At 61.0% G+C, this 15,255-nt stretch carries 14 protein-coding genes; 8 read left to right on the top strand and 6 right to left on the bottom strand.

The window, feature by feature from the left end; translation table 11 throughout:
• The first annotated feature begins 26 nt into the window (after positions 1 to 26).
• Positions 27 to 1,469 (top strand): NAD-dependent succinate-semialdehyde dehydrogenase, encoded by a 1,443-nt coding sequence (locus tag WDN02_RS01665; RefSeq protein WP_337294837.1) that lies wholly within the window; start codon positions 27 to 29, stop codon positions 1,467 to 1,469.
• A 4-nt stretch (positions 1,470 to 1,473) separates the two neighbouring features.
• Here the strand turns inward: WDN02_RS01665 and WDN02_RS01660 are convergent, their stop codons facing one another.
• Positions 1,474 to 1,746, bottom strand: a complete 273-nt coding sequence (locus WDN02_RS01660; protein ID WP_337291856.1) for a phosphopantetheine-binding protein — start codon at positions 1,744 to 1,746, stop codon at positions 1,474 to 1,476.
• 243 nt (positions 1,747 to 1,989) lie between these two features.
• Between WDN02_RS01660 and WDN02_RS01655 the strand changes: the two genes are divergently transcribed.
• Positions 1,990 to 3,213 (top strand): acyl-CoA dehydrogenase family protein, encoded by a 1,224-nt coding sequence (locus WDN02_RS01655; protein ID WP_337291855.1) that lies wholly within the window; start codon positions 1,990 to 1,992, stop codon positions 3,211 to 3,213.
• A complete protein-coding gene (locus WDN02_RS01650) occupies positions 3,210 to 4,142 on the top strand; it encodes an amino acid--[acyl-carrier-protein] ligase (RefSeq protein ID WP_337291854.1) in 933 nt (310 codons plus the stop codon). The genes WDN02_RS01655 and WDN02_RS01650 overlap by 4 nt, the downstream gene beginning before the upstream one ends.
• A gap of 10 nt (positions 4,143 to 4,152) precedes the next feature.
• Here the strand turns inward: WDN02_RS01650 and WDN02_RS01645 are convergent, their stop codons facing one another.
• From WDN02_RS01645 to WDN02_RS01635, 3 genes are read right to left on the bottom strand one after another with little or no spacing between them, the layout of a single operon-like run.
• Complete coding sequence (locus WDN02_RS01645; protein ID WP_337291853.1) at positions 4,153 to 4,887, bottom strand: SDR family NAD(P)-dependent oxidoreductase; 735 nt, start codon at positions 4,885 to 4,887, stop codon at positions 4,153 to 4,155.
• Complete coding sequence (locus WDN02_RS01640) at positions 4,880 to 6,262, bottom strand: fatty acid--CoA ligase family protein (protein ID WP_337291852.1); 1,383 nt, start codon at positions 6,260 to 6,262, stop codon at positions 4,880 to 4,882. The genes WDN02_RS01645 and WDN02_RS01640 overlap by 8 nt, the downstream gene beginning before the upstream one ends.
• A complete protein-coding gene (locus tag WDN02_RS01635; protein WP_337291851.1) occupies positions 6,246 to 6,494 on the bottom strand; it encodes an acyl carrier protein in 249 nt (82 codons plus the stop codon). Before WDN02_RS01635 ends, WDN02_RS01640 begins: the two co-directional genes overlap by 17 nt.
• A gap of 76 nt (positions 6,495 to 6,570) precedes the next feature.
• Between WDN02_RS01635 and WDN02_RS01630 the strand changes: the two genes are divergently transcribed.
• Positions 6,571 to 7,464 (top strand): acyl-CoA acyltransferase, encoded by an 894-nt coding sequence (locus WDN02_RS01630; protein WP_337291850.1) that lies wholly within the window; start codon positions 6,571 to 6,573, stop codon positions 7,462 to 7,464.
• A complete protein-coding gene (locus WDN02_RS01625) occupies positions 7,461 to 9,125 on the top strand; it encodes a thiamine pyrophosphate-binding protein (protein ID WP_337291849.1) in 1,665 nt (554 codons plus the stop codon). Before WDN02_RS01630 ends, WDN02_RS01625 begins: the two co-directional genes overlap by 4 nt.
• On the opposite strand, the gene WDN02_RS01620 is transcribed toward WDN02_RS01625, so the two are convergent.
• Entirely contained in the window at positions 9,122 to 9,994 is an 873-nt protein-coding gene (locus WDN02_RS01620; protein WP_337291848.1) for a branched-chain amino acid aminotransferase, read from the bottom strand. The two genes, WDN02_RS01625 and WDN02_RS01620, sit on opposite strands and share 4 nt — an antisense overlap.
• Positions 9,995 to 10,098: 104 nt before the next feature.
• Between WDN02_RS01620 and WDN02_RS01615 the strand changes: the two genes are divergently transcribed.
• Positions 10,099 to 11,028 (top strand): alpha/beta hydrolase, encoded by a 930-nt coding sequence (locus WDN02_RS01615; protein WP_337291847.1) that lies wholly within the window; start codon positions 10,099 to 10,101, stop codon positions 11,026 to 11,028.
• On the opposite strand, the gene WDN02_RS01610 is transcribed toward WDN02_RS01615, so the two are convergent.
• A complete protein-coding gene (locus WDN02_RS01610) occupies positions 11,003 to 12,784 on the bottom strand; it encodes a long-chain-acyl-CoA synthetase (protein WP_337291846.1) in 1,782 nt (593 codons plus the stop codon). The genes WDN02_RS01615 and WDN02_RS01610 overlap by 26 nt on opposite strands.
• 212 nt (positions 12,785 to 12,996) lie before the next feature.
• Between WDN02_RS01610 and WDN02_RS01605 the strand changes: the two genes are divergently transcribed.
• Positions 12,997 to 14,292, top strand: a complete 1,296-nt coding sequence (locus WDN02_RS01605; protein WP_337294836.1) for an O-acetylhomoserine aminocarboxypropyltransferase/cysteine synthase family protein — start codon at positions 12,997 to 12,999, stop codon at positions 14,290 to 14,292.
• On the top strand, positions 14,289 to 15,251 hold the full coding sequence (locus tag WDN02_RS01600; RefSeq protein WP_337291845.1) for a homoserine O-succinyltransferase: 963 nt from the start codon (positions 14,289 to 14,291) through the stop codon (positions 15,249 to 15,251). The genes WDN02_RS01605 and WDN02_RS01600 overlap by 4 nt, the downstream gene beginning before the upstream one ends.
• The last annotated feature ends 4 nt before the right edge of the window (positions 15,252 to 15,255 follow it).

Genomic DNA, 15,255 nt, shown 5'->3' with positions numbered 1-15,255 from the left:
CTTGGCCGCCGCAGATGAGAGAAATGATGACGGAGACCTATCCCGATGTGCAGCTTCTGATTGACGGAAAATGGCGTCCGGGCGCCAGCGGCAAGACGATTTCTGTCGTCAATCCGGCGACGGAGGAGGCGATCGGTCGCGTCGCACATGCCGACATCGTCGATCTGGATCTGGCGCTCGATGCTGCGAAGAGAGGCTTCGCGGTTTGGCGCAACGTCTCGACATTCGAGCGCGGCAAGATTTTGCGCCGCGCCGGCGAGCTTTTGCGCGAGCGCGCCGAGCGGGTCGCGCTGTTGATGACGCTCGAGCAAGGCAAGCCGCTCACGGAAGCGCGGATCGAAGTCATGGCCGCCGCCGACACGCTCGATTGGTTTGGTGAGGAAGCGCGGCGCGCCTATGGCCGCATCGTTCCGGCGCGGGCGCCGAATGTCACCAATCTCGTCTTGAAAGAGCCGGTCGGCCCGGCCGCCGCCTTTGCACCATGGAATTTTCCGCTCAATCAGATTGTCCGCAAACTCGGCGCGGCGCTTGCCGCTGGCTGTTCGATCATTGTGAAAGCGCCAGAAGAGACGCCGGCCTCGCCGGCGGAATTGATCCGCGCCGTCATTGATGCGGGCGTGCCGGCTGGCGTCGTCAATCTTATTTACGGTGTGCCGGCGGAAATCTCCGAACATCTCATCCCGCATGACGTGATCCGGAAAATATCGTTCACCGGCTCAACTGCCGTCGGCAAACAGCTTGCGGCGCTGGCCGGCAAGCATATGAAACGCATCACGATGGAACTCGGCGGCCATGCACCCGCCATCGTCTTTGACGACGCGGATGTCGATGCGGCAGTCAAGCTGCTCGTCACTTCGAAATATCGCAACGGCGGCCAGGTCTGCACCGCGCCGACGCGCTTTCTCGTACAGCGAAAAGTCTATGGACCATTTTTGGATCGCTTTGTCGCGGCAGCGGAATCGTTGAAAGTCGGCGATGGCACGGCACCAGACACGCAACTTGGTCCCTTGGCCAATCCCCGCCGCATCGATGCAATGGAGGCACTTATTGCCGATGCGGTCGGCAAGGGCGCGGAGCTGCGCATCGGCGGCACGCGCCTTGGGAACAAAGGATATTTCTTCGCAGCAACTGTGCTGGCAAATGTGCCATTGGCGGCGCGCGCGATGAACGACGAGCCCTTCGGGCCGCTTGCGCTCGTCAATGCATTCGATGATCTCGACGAGGCTCTAGCGGAGGGCAATCGGCTGCCCTATGCGCTTGCCTCCTATGCCTTCACAAGTTCAGCCACGACGAGCGCGGCTTTGGCGGCGCGTCTTGAGGCCGGCATGCTCGGCATTAACCAGACGCAGGTTGCTTGGCCAGAATTGCCTTTCGGCGGTGTCAAGGACAGTGGTTATGGCCGTGAGGGCGGCAGCGAAGCCATCCAGGATTATCTCGTGACGAAGCTCGTCACGCAGGCGGCGGGCTAAATGTTCAGGGCGAAGCTTCTGCGGGCGCGGCAAGCCCGGCGAGCATGGCTTCGATGGTCGCAATCGAGCGGAAGTTTTCTGGCGTCAGCCCAGATTGGGGAATGGTGATATCAAAGGCGGCTTCGATCGCGAGCATCAGATGCACCATGTCGACGGAGGTGAGGCCCTGATTTACAAGATCGGCCTCCGCGTCAACTGGCCGCGTGACGCCGTTTCTCTTCAAAATAGGGGCGACGAGGTCTATCAACGTCTCTCGCGGTGTGGCCTGTCCTAGCATCAAAATCTCCGTAGAAATTATCTCGAACTTTTAGCGAAGAAAAACGCAGATACAAATAAAATCCTGGGCATTAACCATGAATGGTTACAATTGGTCCAGCAATTGCCGGAGGGTTAGTTAACTAAGGCTCAAGTAACAGAAATTCGTGAAGAGCGGAATTAATAGCTGAGTTGAGTATTTCCGCTAAATGAGACGAATTACGTCTCTCATTCGTGTGCGGCCGCTGGCGGACTGGATTTCTGAATGACGGTGCAAAATGTTCATCTGCGCGAGGCGCAAAGCGAGGGGCCGGCGACGGATGCTCGCGCCGATCTGGCATCGCGTGTCGCGCGTGTTGTCGAAATTGCAGCCACGCACGCCGCGGCCGTCGATGCGGAAGCGCGTTTTCCAACCGCCGCGATTGAGGCTATGCGCGAGGGCGGTTTGCTGAGCCTGATGGTGCCGCACGATCTCGGCGGCGAGGGTCTTTCGCTGAGCGCGATCGCCGATGTCTGTTATGGCCTCGGACAGGCATGTTCTGCCACCGCGATGATCTTTGCCATGCATCATAGCGCCGCCGCTTGTGTGATCCGCCACACTGGCGCCAGCGCCTGGCACAGGGACTTTCTACGGCAGATCGCCAACGCGCAATTGCTCCTCGCATCTTCGACGACGGAAGGCCAAAACGGGGGCAATGTCCGCGCCAGTGCTGCAGCAATTGAAGGGAGCGGAGATTCGATCACGCTCGATCGCGCCGCGACGGTCATTTCCTACGGCGCCGAAGCCGATGTGATCGTGACGACAGCGCGGCGCGCCGACGATGTGCCAAGCTCGGATCAGGTTCTCGTGACATTTGTTAAAGGCGATTACACGCTTGAGCCGCTGTCCGGCTGGAATGCGCTGGGAATGCGCGGGACGGCCAGCGCCGGCTTCACGTTCAAAGCGCGCGGTGACCGCGCGCAAATTCTGCCTGAGCCTTACGAGAAGATCCACGCGCTGACGATGCAACCGGTGTCGCATTTGCTCTGGGCCAGCGTCTGGGCCGGCATTGCCGCGAGCGCGGTGGGCCGTGCGCAAGCGTTCATCCGCAAAGCCGCGCGGCAATCAGGCGGCGCTTTGCCGCCGGGCGCGGCGCATTACACCAAGGCGCGCTCGACGCTGCAGATGCTGCGCGCGCTGATCTCGTCAAATTTGGCGCGCTTTGAAGCCGCGGCCGACGATCCAAAAGCGCTTGGCGCACTCGATTTCCAGACGGCGATCACGCTCACCAAAGTCGATGCGTCGGAGCTCGCTGTCGCGACCGTGTTGAGCGCAATGCGTGCCGCGGGCCTCGCCGGCTATCGCAACGATGGCGAGTTCACGCTCGGCCGGCATTTGCGTGATATTCTCTCGGCGCCGATCATGATCAACAACGACCGTATTCTTGCGAACGTCTCCACGGCGGCTTTGATGGGGTCCGTGCCGTCTTCATTACGAGGTGAGTCATGAGTGTGGCGCGCAAAAACAAGACACCCGCGCCGAAAATGGCGGACCCGCTCGGCGCCTTGGCTGAAAGCCTCTGGCGCCCGATGGGGGTGGAGGGTGTTTACGGCCGTACCGGCGCTTATGAAGCGATCGTCGAGAAACTGGCCGCGTTCATCTCGCAAGCCCGCGACCCGCATGCCGAGATCATGCGCTTTCCACCGGTGATGAGTCGGCGCGATCTCGAAAAGAACGGCTATCTGAAAAGCTTCCCGAATCTGCTGGGCTGCGTGTGTGCCTTGCACGGGTCCGAGGCAGACATTCGCGCCGCGGCGGGACGCGCGGAGCAGGGCGACGACTGGACGCAAGCTCTGTCCTCGGCCGATCTCGTGCTGACGCCTGCAGCCTGTTACCCAATCTATCCGATCGCGGCGCAACGCGGACCGGCGCCGCGCGGCGGCTATTGTTTCGATGTTGCCGCTGATTGCTTCCGCCATGAGCCGTCACAGGATATCGACCGGCTGCAATCGTTCCGTATGCGCGAATATGTCTGCATTGGCTCGGCGGATGAAGTGAGTGCCTTTCGCGAACGCTGGATCGAGCGCGCCAAGGGCATGACCGAGACGCTTGGCCTGCCATATTCAATCGCGCCGGCCAGCGATCCTTTCTTTGGCCGCACCGGCCAGATGATGGCCGTCGCGCAAATTCAGCAGGCGTTAAAGTTCGAATTGCTCATTCCGGTGCGCGCCGAGGATTCGCCCACCGCCTGCATGAGCTTCAATTATCATCGTGATCATTTCGGCGTGACATGGGGCTTGCGCGATTATACGGGCGACGTGGCGCACACCGGGTGTATCGCTTTCGGCATGGATCGGCTAGCGGTAGCGCTATTCCGCACGCATGGCATCGACCCGCAGACATGGCCGGCAAAGGTGAAAGAGGCGCTCAGCCTCTGAGCGCCAGAAATCAGGCGGTCGCGCCGGCATCAATTGTCATCACGGTGCCGGTGATGTTGCGAGCACCGTCGCCAAGCAGAAATTCAACCGCATTCGCGATGTCGTCAGTCTCCGCGAGGCGGCGTAACGCGCTACGCCGTGCAATCTTCTCGCGATCTTCCATCGTGAGATCGTGCGTCATCTCGGTGGCGACAAAGCCTGGCGCAATCGCGTTGACCGTAGCCCCGACGCGGCCCAATTCGCGCGCTAGCGAGCGGGTGAAGCCGATCAGCGAGGCCTTGGTCGCCGCATAAACAGACAGCCCGTTGAAACCGCTGAAGCCGACAATCGAAGCGACGTTGATGATGCGGCCGGCGCCGTCCGCGAGCATGGCGCGCGAAATATATTTGGTCAGCAAAATCGGCGAGAGCGTATTGAGTTGGATCAGTCGCACGATCTCGGCATCCGGCATCGTTGCGAGGACGCCGGCCGTCCCGATGCCGGCATTGTTGACGAGCCCATAAATCGGACCGAAGTGCTTGCGCAGCCGCGTCGCGAGCGCGTGGATTTTATCCGTCTCCGCGAGGTCGAAGGCCTCGAAGACAATTTCGCCGGTTCCGGTTGCACGGCATTCGGCCATCGCCTGCGAAAGTTCCTCGCTCTCGCGCCGGGCGAGGGCAATGACGCGATAGCCGGATTTGGCCAAGCGTCGCGCAATGCCGAGGCCGAGACCGCGGCTGCCGCCGGTCACGAGGACGTTAGCCATTCTGGCGCACCAACTTTCCCGCGGGCGTCATTTCGAGCGCCGCGACGAACTTAACGGCCGCCGGGACTTTGTGCGCCGGTAATTCCGCGCGGCAAAATGTGAGAATATCCTGTTTCAGGGCGTCGCTGTCGGGACCGGGCTCGACGGGTTTGTGCAAGACGACGTCGGCCACGACGATCGCGCCAGTGATCGGATTACGCCTTGCCCCGACAAGAGACATCTTCACGGCTTCGTGCCGATTGATGATTTGCTCGACTTCCTCAGGATGTACCTTCAGGCCGCCGACATTGATGATGCCGCCGCGCCGCCCGACGAAATAATAGCGGCCCTCGCGCTCAGCGACGACGTCGCCGCTGTCGATAAATCCGTCTTCGTCCATAAGTGTTTGCGGCGGAGAGCCGAGGTAGCAACTCGCGGTGCGCCGGGACCGGATGCGCAAAGTGTCGTCCACCACTTTAAATGACGGATCGCGAGTCTCACCGAGGATGTCCGCCGGAAAACCTTCCAGGCCATCGTTGACCTCAAAACCGACACCGGCCTCCGTCGATGCATAGGCGTGACCGACAGCCGCCGCGGGATATTGCCGTTTGAGAGCGTCGAGAATGGTCTGATCGGCGATCTCGCCCGAGAGGCGTACATAGCGAGGCGAGATCACGTTGCACTCTGAACTCATCAACACCCGGCGCCAGTGCGACGGCGTGCCGGAAATATGCGTGACGCCGTGCGATGCGAGGCGATGCAGGTGATCGGCGACCGGCTCGCCTGCGTCCGACAGCACCATCGACCTGTTGCCGAAGAGGGCACGCAACAAAATCTGCAATCCGCCGTAGCGGCGAATGTCGTAGAACGTCGCCCAGACGGGCGCCGCATCGCCCGATTGCGGCGGCTTGATTGCGCCGGTCAGCGCGGCAAGCGAATGGACGACCATTTTCGGCACGCCGGTCGTGCCGGAGGTCAAGAGAACCCATTCGGTCGTGATCGGCGCGGCGGCCTCGTGCGAGCGAGGAACAAGATCGCAGGCGATACGCGGCGGCAGATCGTGGCCGGCAAAGTCAGTCTCGTCGCGATCCGTGACGATGGCGTCGGCCCCGGCTTCAGCGGCGATCGCGGCGAGATGGGCAAAAGGCAGGTCCGGCGGACAGACGATGATGCGTTGCGCCATGCCATCGAGTACGACAAGCGCTTGGGCGGCGGCAAGCTGCGCATGCGTCGCCAGGACGATTGAGCGGCCGGAGACATCGCCGTCGCGGAACGCACTGCCTTCGGCGAGATCGGCCAGCGCAACGGCGCCGCGTGCACCCCACAACATGCGTTTGGCACCCGCCGCGCTGGCGAGAGCCTGACGCAATGTTTGGGGTTCAGGCTGTTGCGCCATTCTCATAGAACCTGACGAAATCGCCCAGCGTCACCGGAAAGCCCGCGTCAGCCGCCGTCGCGAAAGGGTCGTAGCCGAGCTTATCCTCAAGTCGAGCAACGAGGATGGCGAAGCAAAGCGAATCGAGGCCCGATTCGGAGAGGAGCAGATCGTCGCGAAGAGGCTGAATTTTGACCTTTTGTTCGGCCGCGATCTGTTCGATCTGCGAGTATATCGTTAACCTAATGGACACAGAGCGGGCACCTTCACTTGGCCAAGGCGGGGCATTACATTAAATTCAAAAGTTATTCAATTCGCCTCGGGGCCTCATGGTGAATGCCGTCTCGTCGGTACGTCCTGCGACTCTTGCTTGCCGGGAGATCGATGAGGCAGACCTCAGCGCGATTGCCGATCTGCTGACGCGCGGCTTTCCCGGACGGAACGCATCATACTGGCTGACGGGTTTCACGCGGATGGCGGCGTTGGCCCTGCCGCCCGGTTATCCACGCTTCGGCTATATGATGGAAAACGACGGTAAGCCGGTCGGTGTCATCTTGTTGCTCTATCGCCAAATGCCCGACGAGACCGGCGCAGGTTACATTCATTGCAATCTTTCAAGCTGGTATGTCGAGCCGTCGATGCGAAGCTACGCATCGATGCTGGTTTCGTTCGCGCTCAAACGGCCGGAGGTTACCTATATCAACATCTCGCCCGCGCCGCCGACGTGGCCGGTCGTCGAAGCGCAGGGGTTCAAGCGCTTCAGCGAAGGTCAATTCTTTGCCTTTCCGGCCCTGAGCTCGAAAGGGTTTGGCTTAAGCGTCGTGAAAGTCCCGTCGGCTGCTGAGATCGATGTGCCGGCGGCCGAACGAGCGATTTTAGCCGACCACGCGCGGTTTGGGTGCCTTACCCTTGTCTGCCATACGAAGAACGGCGATTTGCCATTTGTCTTTGCACCATTCAGCATCCGTGCCGGACGTATGCCACTTCCCTTTATGCGGCTGATCTATTGCCGTGACATGGCGGATTTCCTTCTTTGCGCGGGCGCGCTGGGCCGCTATCTTTTGAGGCATGGCGTTTTATCCGTGTTGCTTGATGTGAAAGATATGACGCCCCCTCTGCCCGGCATCTATTCTACGAAATTGGGCCGCAAATATTTCAAGGGGCCGCATCCGCCATGTCTCGGCGATCTTGCTTACAGTGAATATGCGGTGTTCGGGCCATGACGATGCGAAATGTGGCGCGGGTTCTTGTCGATCAGCTTGTGATCAATGGCGTCACCCATGCTTTCTGCGTGCCGGGTGAGAGCTTTCTGCCGGTCCTCGATGCCTTGCGCGACAGTCCGATTGAGGTCGTCATATGCCGGCAAGAGGGCGGCGCAGCGATGATGGCGGAAGCTGTTGGTAAAGCGACGGGACGCCCGGGCGTTTGTTTCGTGACGCGTGGCCCCGGCGCGACGAACGCCGCGCACGGCATTCATATCGCCCAGCAAGACTCGACGCCGATGATCATGTTTGTCGGACTGATCGAGCGGCGTATGCGAGAGCGCGAAGCCTTTCAGGAATTCGATCTGCGCGGCGTCTTTGGCAGCATGACAAAATGGACGAGTGAGATCGACGATGCGCCGCGCATGCCGGAAGTGCTCTCGCGCGCCTTCCACGCCGCGACAAGCGGTCGGCAGGGGCCAGTCGTTCTTGGCTTGCCGCGCGACATGCTGGATGAGCAGATCGCCGTTCCCGATGCTCCGCCCTTCGTTCCGGTCGAAACGGCTCCGGGCGACGACGAAGTGGCGCAATTCCACGACGCGTTGTTGCGCGCCGAGAAGCCGATCTTCATTCTGGGCGGCAGCCGCTGGAGCGAGCGCGCCTGGCAGGACATCCAGGATTTTGCCGCGCGCTTCGCAGTGCCCGTCGTCACAAGCTATCGGCGTCTGCCGCTGTTCGATCCGCTACATCCGAGCTACGCCGGTGATCTGGGCATTGGGCCGAATCCGAAGCTTGTTGCCGCGATCAAATCGGCCGATCTTATCGTTGCGCTCGGCGGGAGGCTTGGCGATATCCCGAGCCAAGGCTACACGCTTTTTGATATTCCAGCCGGGCAAAATCTCATTCACGTTCATCCCGGCGCCGAAGAACTTGGACGCGTCTATCGCCCCCAGCTTGCGATCAATGCGACGCCGGCGCGCTTCAGCGCCGCGCTCGCGAAACTCGCGACACCAAAGCAGGTTGCGTGGAGGGGTTTCACCGAGACCTTGCACCAGAATTATCGCGCCTGGACCGACGTGGCCACGCCACAACCCGGCGGTGTCAATCTTGGCGCGATCATGGTCTGGCTGCGCGAAACGCTGCCGCCCGAGACGATCCTGTGCAATGGCGCCGGCAATTACGCCGCCTGGATTCATCGCTTTTACCGCTTTCGCCAGTTCGGCACGCATGTCGCGCCGGCGTCCGGCTCGATGGGCTACGGTGTGCCCGCCGCAGTGGCCATGAAGCTATTGAAACCCGAACGCCTCGTCATCTCCCTTGCTGGCGATGGCGATTTTCTGATGAACGGGCAGGAGTTTGCGACCGCCGTCCAATACGATTTGCCGATCGTCTTCATTGTCTGCGACAACGCGAGCTACGGCACGATCCGCATGCATCAGGAGCGTGAGTTCCCCGGCCGGGTCGTCGGAACCGACCTTCGGAATCCGGATTTCGCAGCCTATGCGCGCGCCTTCGGCGGTTTCGGCGTAACGGCGGAAAAGACCGAAGAGTTTCCGGCGGCGTTTAAAGCCGCACGCGAGTCAGGCGCACCGGCGATCATCCATCTCAAGATCGACGTGGACGCCATCACACCCGCGACGAGCCTGTCGCGCATCCGTGAGCAGGCGCAATCGCGTCCTTAGCGGTGAGCGAAAGCCCAATAAAGCTCGCGCGCTTTGTGAAAGAACGGCCCGGGCTGGAGCAGCCGATCGTCGATTTTCGTGATCGGCATGACTTTCGAGAAATTGCCGGTCGAAAAGATTTCGTCGGCCTGTTCGAAGTCGGCGTAGTTGAGTGTCTTCTCGATTACGCTCACGCCGGCATCGCGCAACAGGCCAATCACGCGCCGCCGTGTAATGCCGTCGAGGAAAGTGCCGTTCGGTGTAGGCGTGTAGAGGATTCCATCTCTGGCCATAAAGACGTTGGCATTGCCCAGCTCGGCAATCGCGCCGAGCATGTCGCGCATCAGGCAATTGTCGAAGCCGCGTCGATGCGCCTCGATCAGCGCCCGCGCGTTGTTGGGATAATTGCAGCTCGCCTTGGCATCGACCGGCGCGCATTCGAGCGTCGGGCGCCGGAATGGCGAGAGCGTGATCGATAAGCCGCTCGGCTTCGGCATTGCTGCCTCGTAAAGGCAGAGGCACCAGCGCGTCGAATCAGGATCGAAGCGCACGCCGCCGCCGGTCGTGCCGAGATCGGCCCAATACATCGGGCGGATATAGAGTTCGGCCTTCGCCTCGAAGCGCTTCAACCCATCGCGGGCGAGGTCAAGCCAGTTTTCGACAGATACAGATGGTTTCAGCAGAAATCGCTGTGCCGACTCGTTGGCACGCTCGAAATGCAAATCGAGATCTGGTGTCACGCCCTCGAAAGCGCGGGCGCCGTCGAAGACGACCGAGCCGAGCCAGGCGCCATGGGTGCGCGGCCCCATGATGGCGACATTGCCCTCGTGCCAGTCACCTTCAAAAAAGGTCCAGGTTTTGGTCGGAGCGGTGCCTACAACACTAGACAAAAACGAGTCCTCGCTTATGGGATGAGCATTTTCGCCGCGCAGTCTTAAGGTACTTCTTATAGGATCGCAGGCGAAAAATTGTTTTCTCGAGAGTACAATCCTCTGTGACCGACCCTTTCGATCCTCATGCTAAACGCTTTCTTGATATGCTCGCGTTGAAGGGCGGTAGTGTCGCATCCTTGGACATCGAGGCGCGGCGTGTGGCTTTCGCGAACCTTCTGCGATTTTGCGCGCCGGGCCCACAAATCGCCGGTGTAGAAGAGATCGATGCCGCTGGGCGAACGGGCCGGCTTTACTGGCCGGAGGCTCGGTCGACAACGGCGATGGTCTTTCTCCACGGCGGGGGACTCGTCGCCGGCAGCCTTGAGACGCACGATGCCCTGTGCCGCACATTGGCGGCAGCAAGTGGCTGCAACATCTTCGCCGTCGATTATCAGCTGGCGCCTGAACATCCTTTTCCCGCGGCGTTGGACGATATTCTGGCAGCGCTCGAATGGATTTTTGAAAGGCCATCAGCTTATGGCGTCGAGCGAATCGGGATCGGGGGCGATTCGGCAGGCGCGACACTGGCCGCCGCCGCTGCCGCCGAATGGGGGAAGCAGAAGAAGCCGGACCTGGCCTTTCAACTTCTGCTCTGTCCCATTCTCGATTTAGCCGGCGAAACGCTGTCGCGCCATGCATTCGCATCGCCGGTTCTCGATCAAGCGACGCTTGACCACGATATCGCGCTTTATACCGCGGGTAGGGTAGAAGCTGACGATCCGCGCGTCTCTCCGCTGCGTGCGACGGATTTCTCCGGCCTGCCGCCGACATTTCTACATACGGCGCAATGCGACCCGTTGCGCGACGAAGGTGCGGCCTATGCCGATAAACTCCGTGCGGCGAGCGTCGAAGTTCATCATACATGCCATGCCGGCATGCCGCATCTTTTCTACGCTCTATCGGGCGTCATTCCTGCGGCGAAGGCCGCCGCCGCGGCGATCGGCGCCGAGTTATCGGCGTGGCTGGCTACAAGCGAATCTCGCCGGCGGTGATCCGCGCGAAAAGCGAGCCGTCGAGCGGCACATAGCCGGTCCCGTTGTCGAAATAGAGCTGATCCTCGATCTTGCCGGGATCGAAGCCCTCGCGTGCGAGCTGGGCTTTCTTCTGTTTGAAGGTTTCCGTGACCTCGATCTCTGCGCTGATCCGTATAAAGAGCGGGCGCGCATAAGAAGGCAACAGCGCGCTGAGCCGCCCGTGCAGGAGCTTCAGATCGAATCCCGGCGCGATCACGAGCGTCGCCATGCCGGCGCGTCCGTCCGCACCGGGAACCGTCGTGCCATAGGCGGTCGCATCGGTAACACCAGGAACGGCGTTAAGTGCCTCCGCGATCTCGAACGTCGAGACGTTCTCGCCTTTCCAGCGAAACGTGTCACCGATCCGATCGACGAAATAGAAAAAGCCTTTTGCGTCCTGCCGCATAAGATCGCCGGTCCGAAACCAGGCGTCGCCCGCAGCAAAAACATTGCGCAGAACCTTCGCGTCGCTGTCTTTGGCGCTGGTATAGCCCTCAAATCGCGCCCCGGCGCTGGCGCCGGACGCGATTTTACCGATCGCTTCGCCGATCTCGTCGGGCGCACAGGGCACGCAGAAGCCGTCGGAATCGCGGAAGGGCTCACCCCGCACGACGTCGAATTTCACCAATGCGGACGGAAAACGATGCTTCAGAAAGGCGGGAACGCGGCCGACCGCGCCGGGCTCGCCCTCGACATTGATCAGTGAAAACGTGCCCTCGGTCGCCGCATAAAATTCGACGATATGCGGGATGTTGAAGCGCTCTTGAAACGCGCTCCAGATATCGGCGCGCAGGCCGTTCCCGAAGGCGAGCCGCAGCCGATGCGCCCGTTCGTTGGCGTTTTCAGGCGCGTTGAGAAGATAGCGGCAGAGTTCGCCGATATATTGAAACAGGGTGCAATCCCACCGCACGACATCGTCCCAGAAGCGCCGTGTCGAAAATTTCTCTTGCAGCACGACCGAGCCGCCGCTGACGAGGACACTGCCGATGGCGACGATGCCGCCGACGCTGTGATACATCGGCAGGCAATTCATCGTCCGATCGGCGGGGCTTGTGTTCAGAATTCCGGCGAACCAATAGCTCCAGGTCATGATCCGCCGGTGGCTGACATTCGCCGCCTTTGGCAGGCCGGTCGTACCCGATGTGTAGATGCAGAGTGCGCGATCCGACAGGCTCACGCCGGTTTCTTCTTCCGGCGAAAGGGGCTCGGCCGCGAAATTTTTGATCTCGTCTTGAAAGCCCGCCAATTGGGTGTCGCCGTGAACCCAGACGATTGCCGACATCTGCGACTGCGCCAGAGCCGCGTCGAGCGTATCCTTCAAGCCGGCGTCCACGATGATATGCTCGGCGCCGGCAGCCTTGATACAATGCGCAAGGGCATCGCCGCGCAGATTGGTGTTAAGCAACGCGACCACGCCGCCAACGCGCGTGATGCCAAGCCAGATCGCCAGATAATCCGGCTGGTTGCGCATAAGGAGGCAAACCGTGCGGCCGGCGAGCCCATGCGCTCGCGTCCAGCGGGCGATGGCATTGACCCGCCCCGCGAGTTCGCCGAAGCTCAAAATGTGGTGATCGGAGAGCAGGGCAGGCGCGTCGCCAAAGCGCGCCGCAAGCTCGTCGATCACTTTCGGCAACGTGCGCTGTGGGTCTTGATCGATCCGCGCCGTCAGCTCCAGCGCCCGTAGCCACGCTTTCGAGGCAGAAAAGCGATCGCGGTCCGGCTCTTGGTCAGCCACTCGAAACATCCGGCGAAGAGGTTAAAATACTTTGCAATTATAGCCGACATGCCATGAGAAAGGCTAAGCTCTTCTTAGCCTCCATTGGCTATGACCGGCATGGTTTCTGCGCTGAGGCGCAGCAGGGCCCGACGGGAGATCATTCTGAGACGTGATGGGTCTCAGGCTGAGACAATAGTTTCGAATTGAGTGTGTCGATGTGGAAATCCAAATTGCGGCCGGAAACCATTGCGGTCCATAGCGGCTATACGAGCGAGCCGACGACGAAAGCCGTCGCGGTTCCGATCTACCAAACGGTTTCCTACGAGTTCGATAGCGCCGACCATGGCGCGGCTCTCTTCAATCTCGAGGTCGAAGGCTTCCGCTATAGCCGGATCAACAACCCGACCGTCGATGTGCTCGAAAAGAGGGTCGCCGCGCTTGAGGGCGGCGTCGCTGCGCTTGCGGTGGCGAGCGGCCAGGCGGCGCTTAATTTCGCGCTCGTCAATCTTGCTGACCACGGCGGCAACATCGTCTCTGTGCCGCAGCTATACGGCACGTCGCACACGTTGCTGGCGCATGTTCTGCCACGCCAGGGCATCCAGGGGAGATTTGCCGAAAGCGACGACGCGGCCGCGATCGAGCGCCTGATCGACGCCGACACGCGCGCCGTCTTCTGCGAGACGATCGGCAACCCGGCGGGCAATATCTGCGATATCGAAGCTTTGGCGCAGGCCGCCCATCGCCACGGTGTTCCACTGATCGTCGATAATACGGTCGCGACGCCAATTCTCTGGCGGCCGATCGAGCACGGCGCCGATATCGTCGTGCATTCACTCACGAAATTCATGGGCGGCCATGGCACAACGCTTGGCGGGGCGATCGTCGATTCGGGTAATTTTCCTTGGGCCGAGCAGAAGCGCCGCTTCCCGATGTTCAACGAGCCCGATGTTTCCTACCATGGACTCGTCTATGCCGAGCGTTTCGGCCCCCGTGCTTTCATCGAGCGCTGCCGCAGCGTTTATCAGCGTACGACCGGCGCGGTGCTCTCGCCGCATAGCGCCTTCCTGCTGTTACAAGGCATCGAGACCGTTGCGCTGCGTATGGAGCGGCATGTCGAGAATGCCCGCAAGGTTGCGGAGTTTCTCCGCGCTGATCCCCGTGTCGCCTGGGTGAATTACAGCGGCTTTCCGGACAGTCCATATTACGCACTGGCGCAGAAATATCTCGGCGGCCAAGCGTCGTCGCTGCTGACCTTTGGCGTGAAAGGCGGTTTCGATGCCGGTAAGACGTTTTACGATGCGTTGCGGCTCATCAAGCGGCTGGTCAATATCGGCGATACGAAATCGCTCGCCTGCCATCCAGCGTCTACGACGCACCGGCAGATGACAGCGGAGGAGCAGCGCAAGGCCGGCGTCAGGCCGGAGATGATCCGGATCAGTGTCGGCATCGAACACGCCACCGACATTATCGAAGATCTGGATCAGGCTTTGGCCGCTGTGCACGGCCAGAGCAGGGCGGCCGAATGAGCGCATCGGCCGATATAGCGATACAGACAAAGCCCGACGAAGAGCGGGCCGCGGGTGTGCAATGCGTCGAAATCGGCATCGTCAACAATATGCCCGACGCGACCCTGGCGGCGACCGAACGGCAGTTCAAGGCTTTGATCGATCACGCCGCGGATGGGCGCCGCGTGCGGGTGCGGTTTTTCGCGCTGCCTGGCATTGCCCGCGGCGAAGGCGCGGCGCGGCACATCAAAGAGACTTATGGCGATCTTGATGAGCTGACGCGCGACAAGCTCGACGGGCTCGTCATCACCGGCTGCGAGCCGAAGGCGGCGTCTCTCGCTGACGAACCCTATTGGCCGAGCCTCACGCGGCTCATCGATTGGGCGGCGGGCAATACGCGTTCAACGATTTTCTCCTGCCTCGCTGCGCACGCGGCAGTGCTACATCTTGATGGCATCAAGCGCGTCCGCGTCGCACAAAAATATTCAGGCATTTTTGGATGCACCGTCGTGGCGGACGACCCGCTGACGCGCGGTCTCAGTCCGATGCTGAGCATCCCGCATTCGCGGCTCAATGATCTTGATCTTGCTGCGCTGTCGGCGCGCGATTATCGAGTTCTCAGTACATCACCGAAAGTCGGCGTCGATATATTCGTCAAGCGAGCCGGCAGCCTCTTCGTTTTTCTTCAGGGTCATCCCGAATATGATGCGGAATCGCTGCTGCGCGAATATCGCCGCGATGTAACGCGCTTCCTGCGCGGCGAACGGCCGGACTTCCCAGCGTTTCCGGAGAATTATTTCGATGCTCCGATTGAAAGTCATCTGTCGTCCTTTGCGGAGCGCGTGATGGACGGGCGCAGCCGCCAGCCGCACCGCGAACTCACGAGTTTGCTTGACGGAGTGCATCCGGCCAAGACTTGGCGTGCTTCGGCGACCGGGCTGTATCGCAATTGGATGGACGGGCTCGCGACACGCACGTAGGCGC

Origin of the sequence: Methylovirgula sp. (genome assembly GCF_037200945.1) — a bacterium.
Lineage (GTDB): Bacteria > Pseudomonadota > Alphaproteobacteria > Rhizobiales > Beijerinckiaceae > Methylovirgula.
This window is presented reverse-complemented; position numbering and strand designations above follow the sequence as displayed.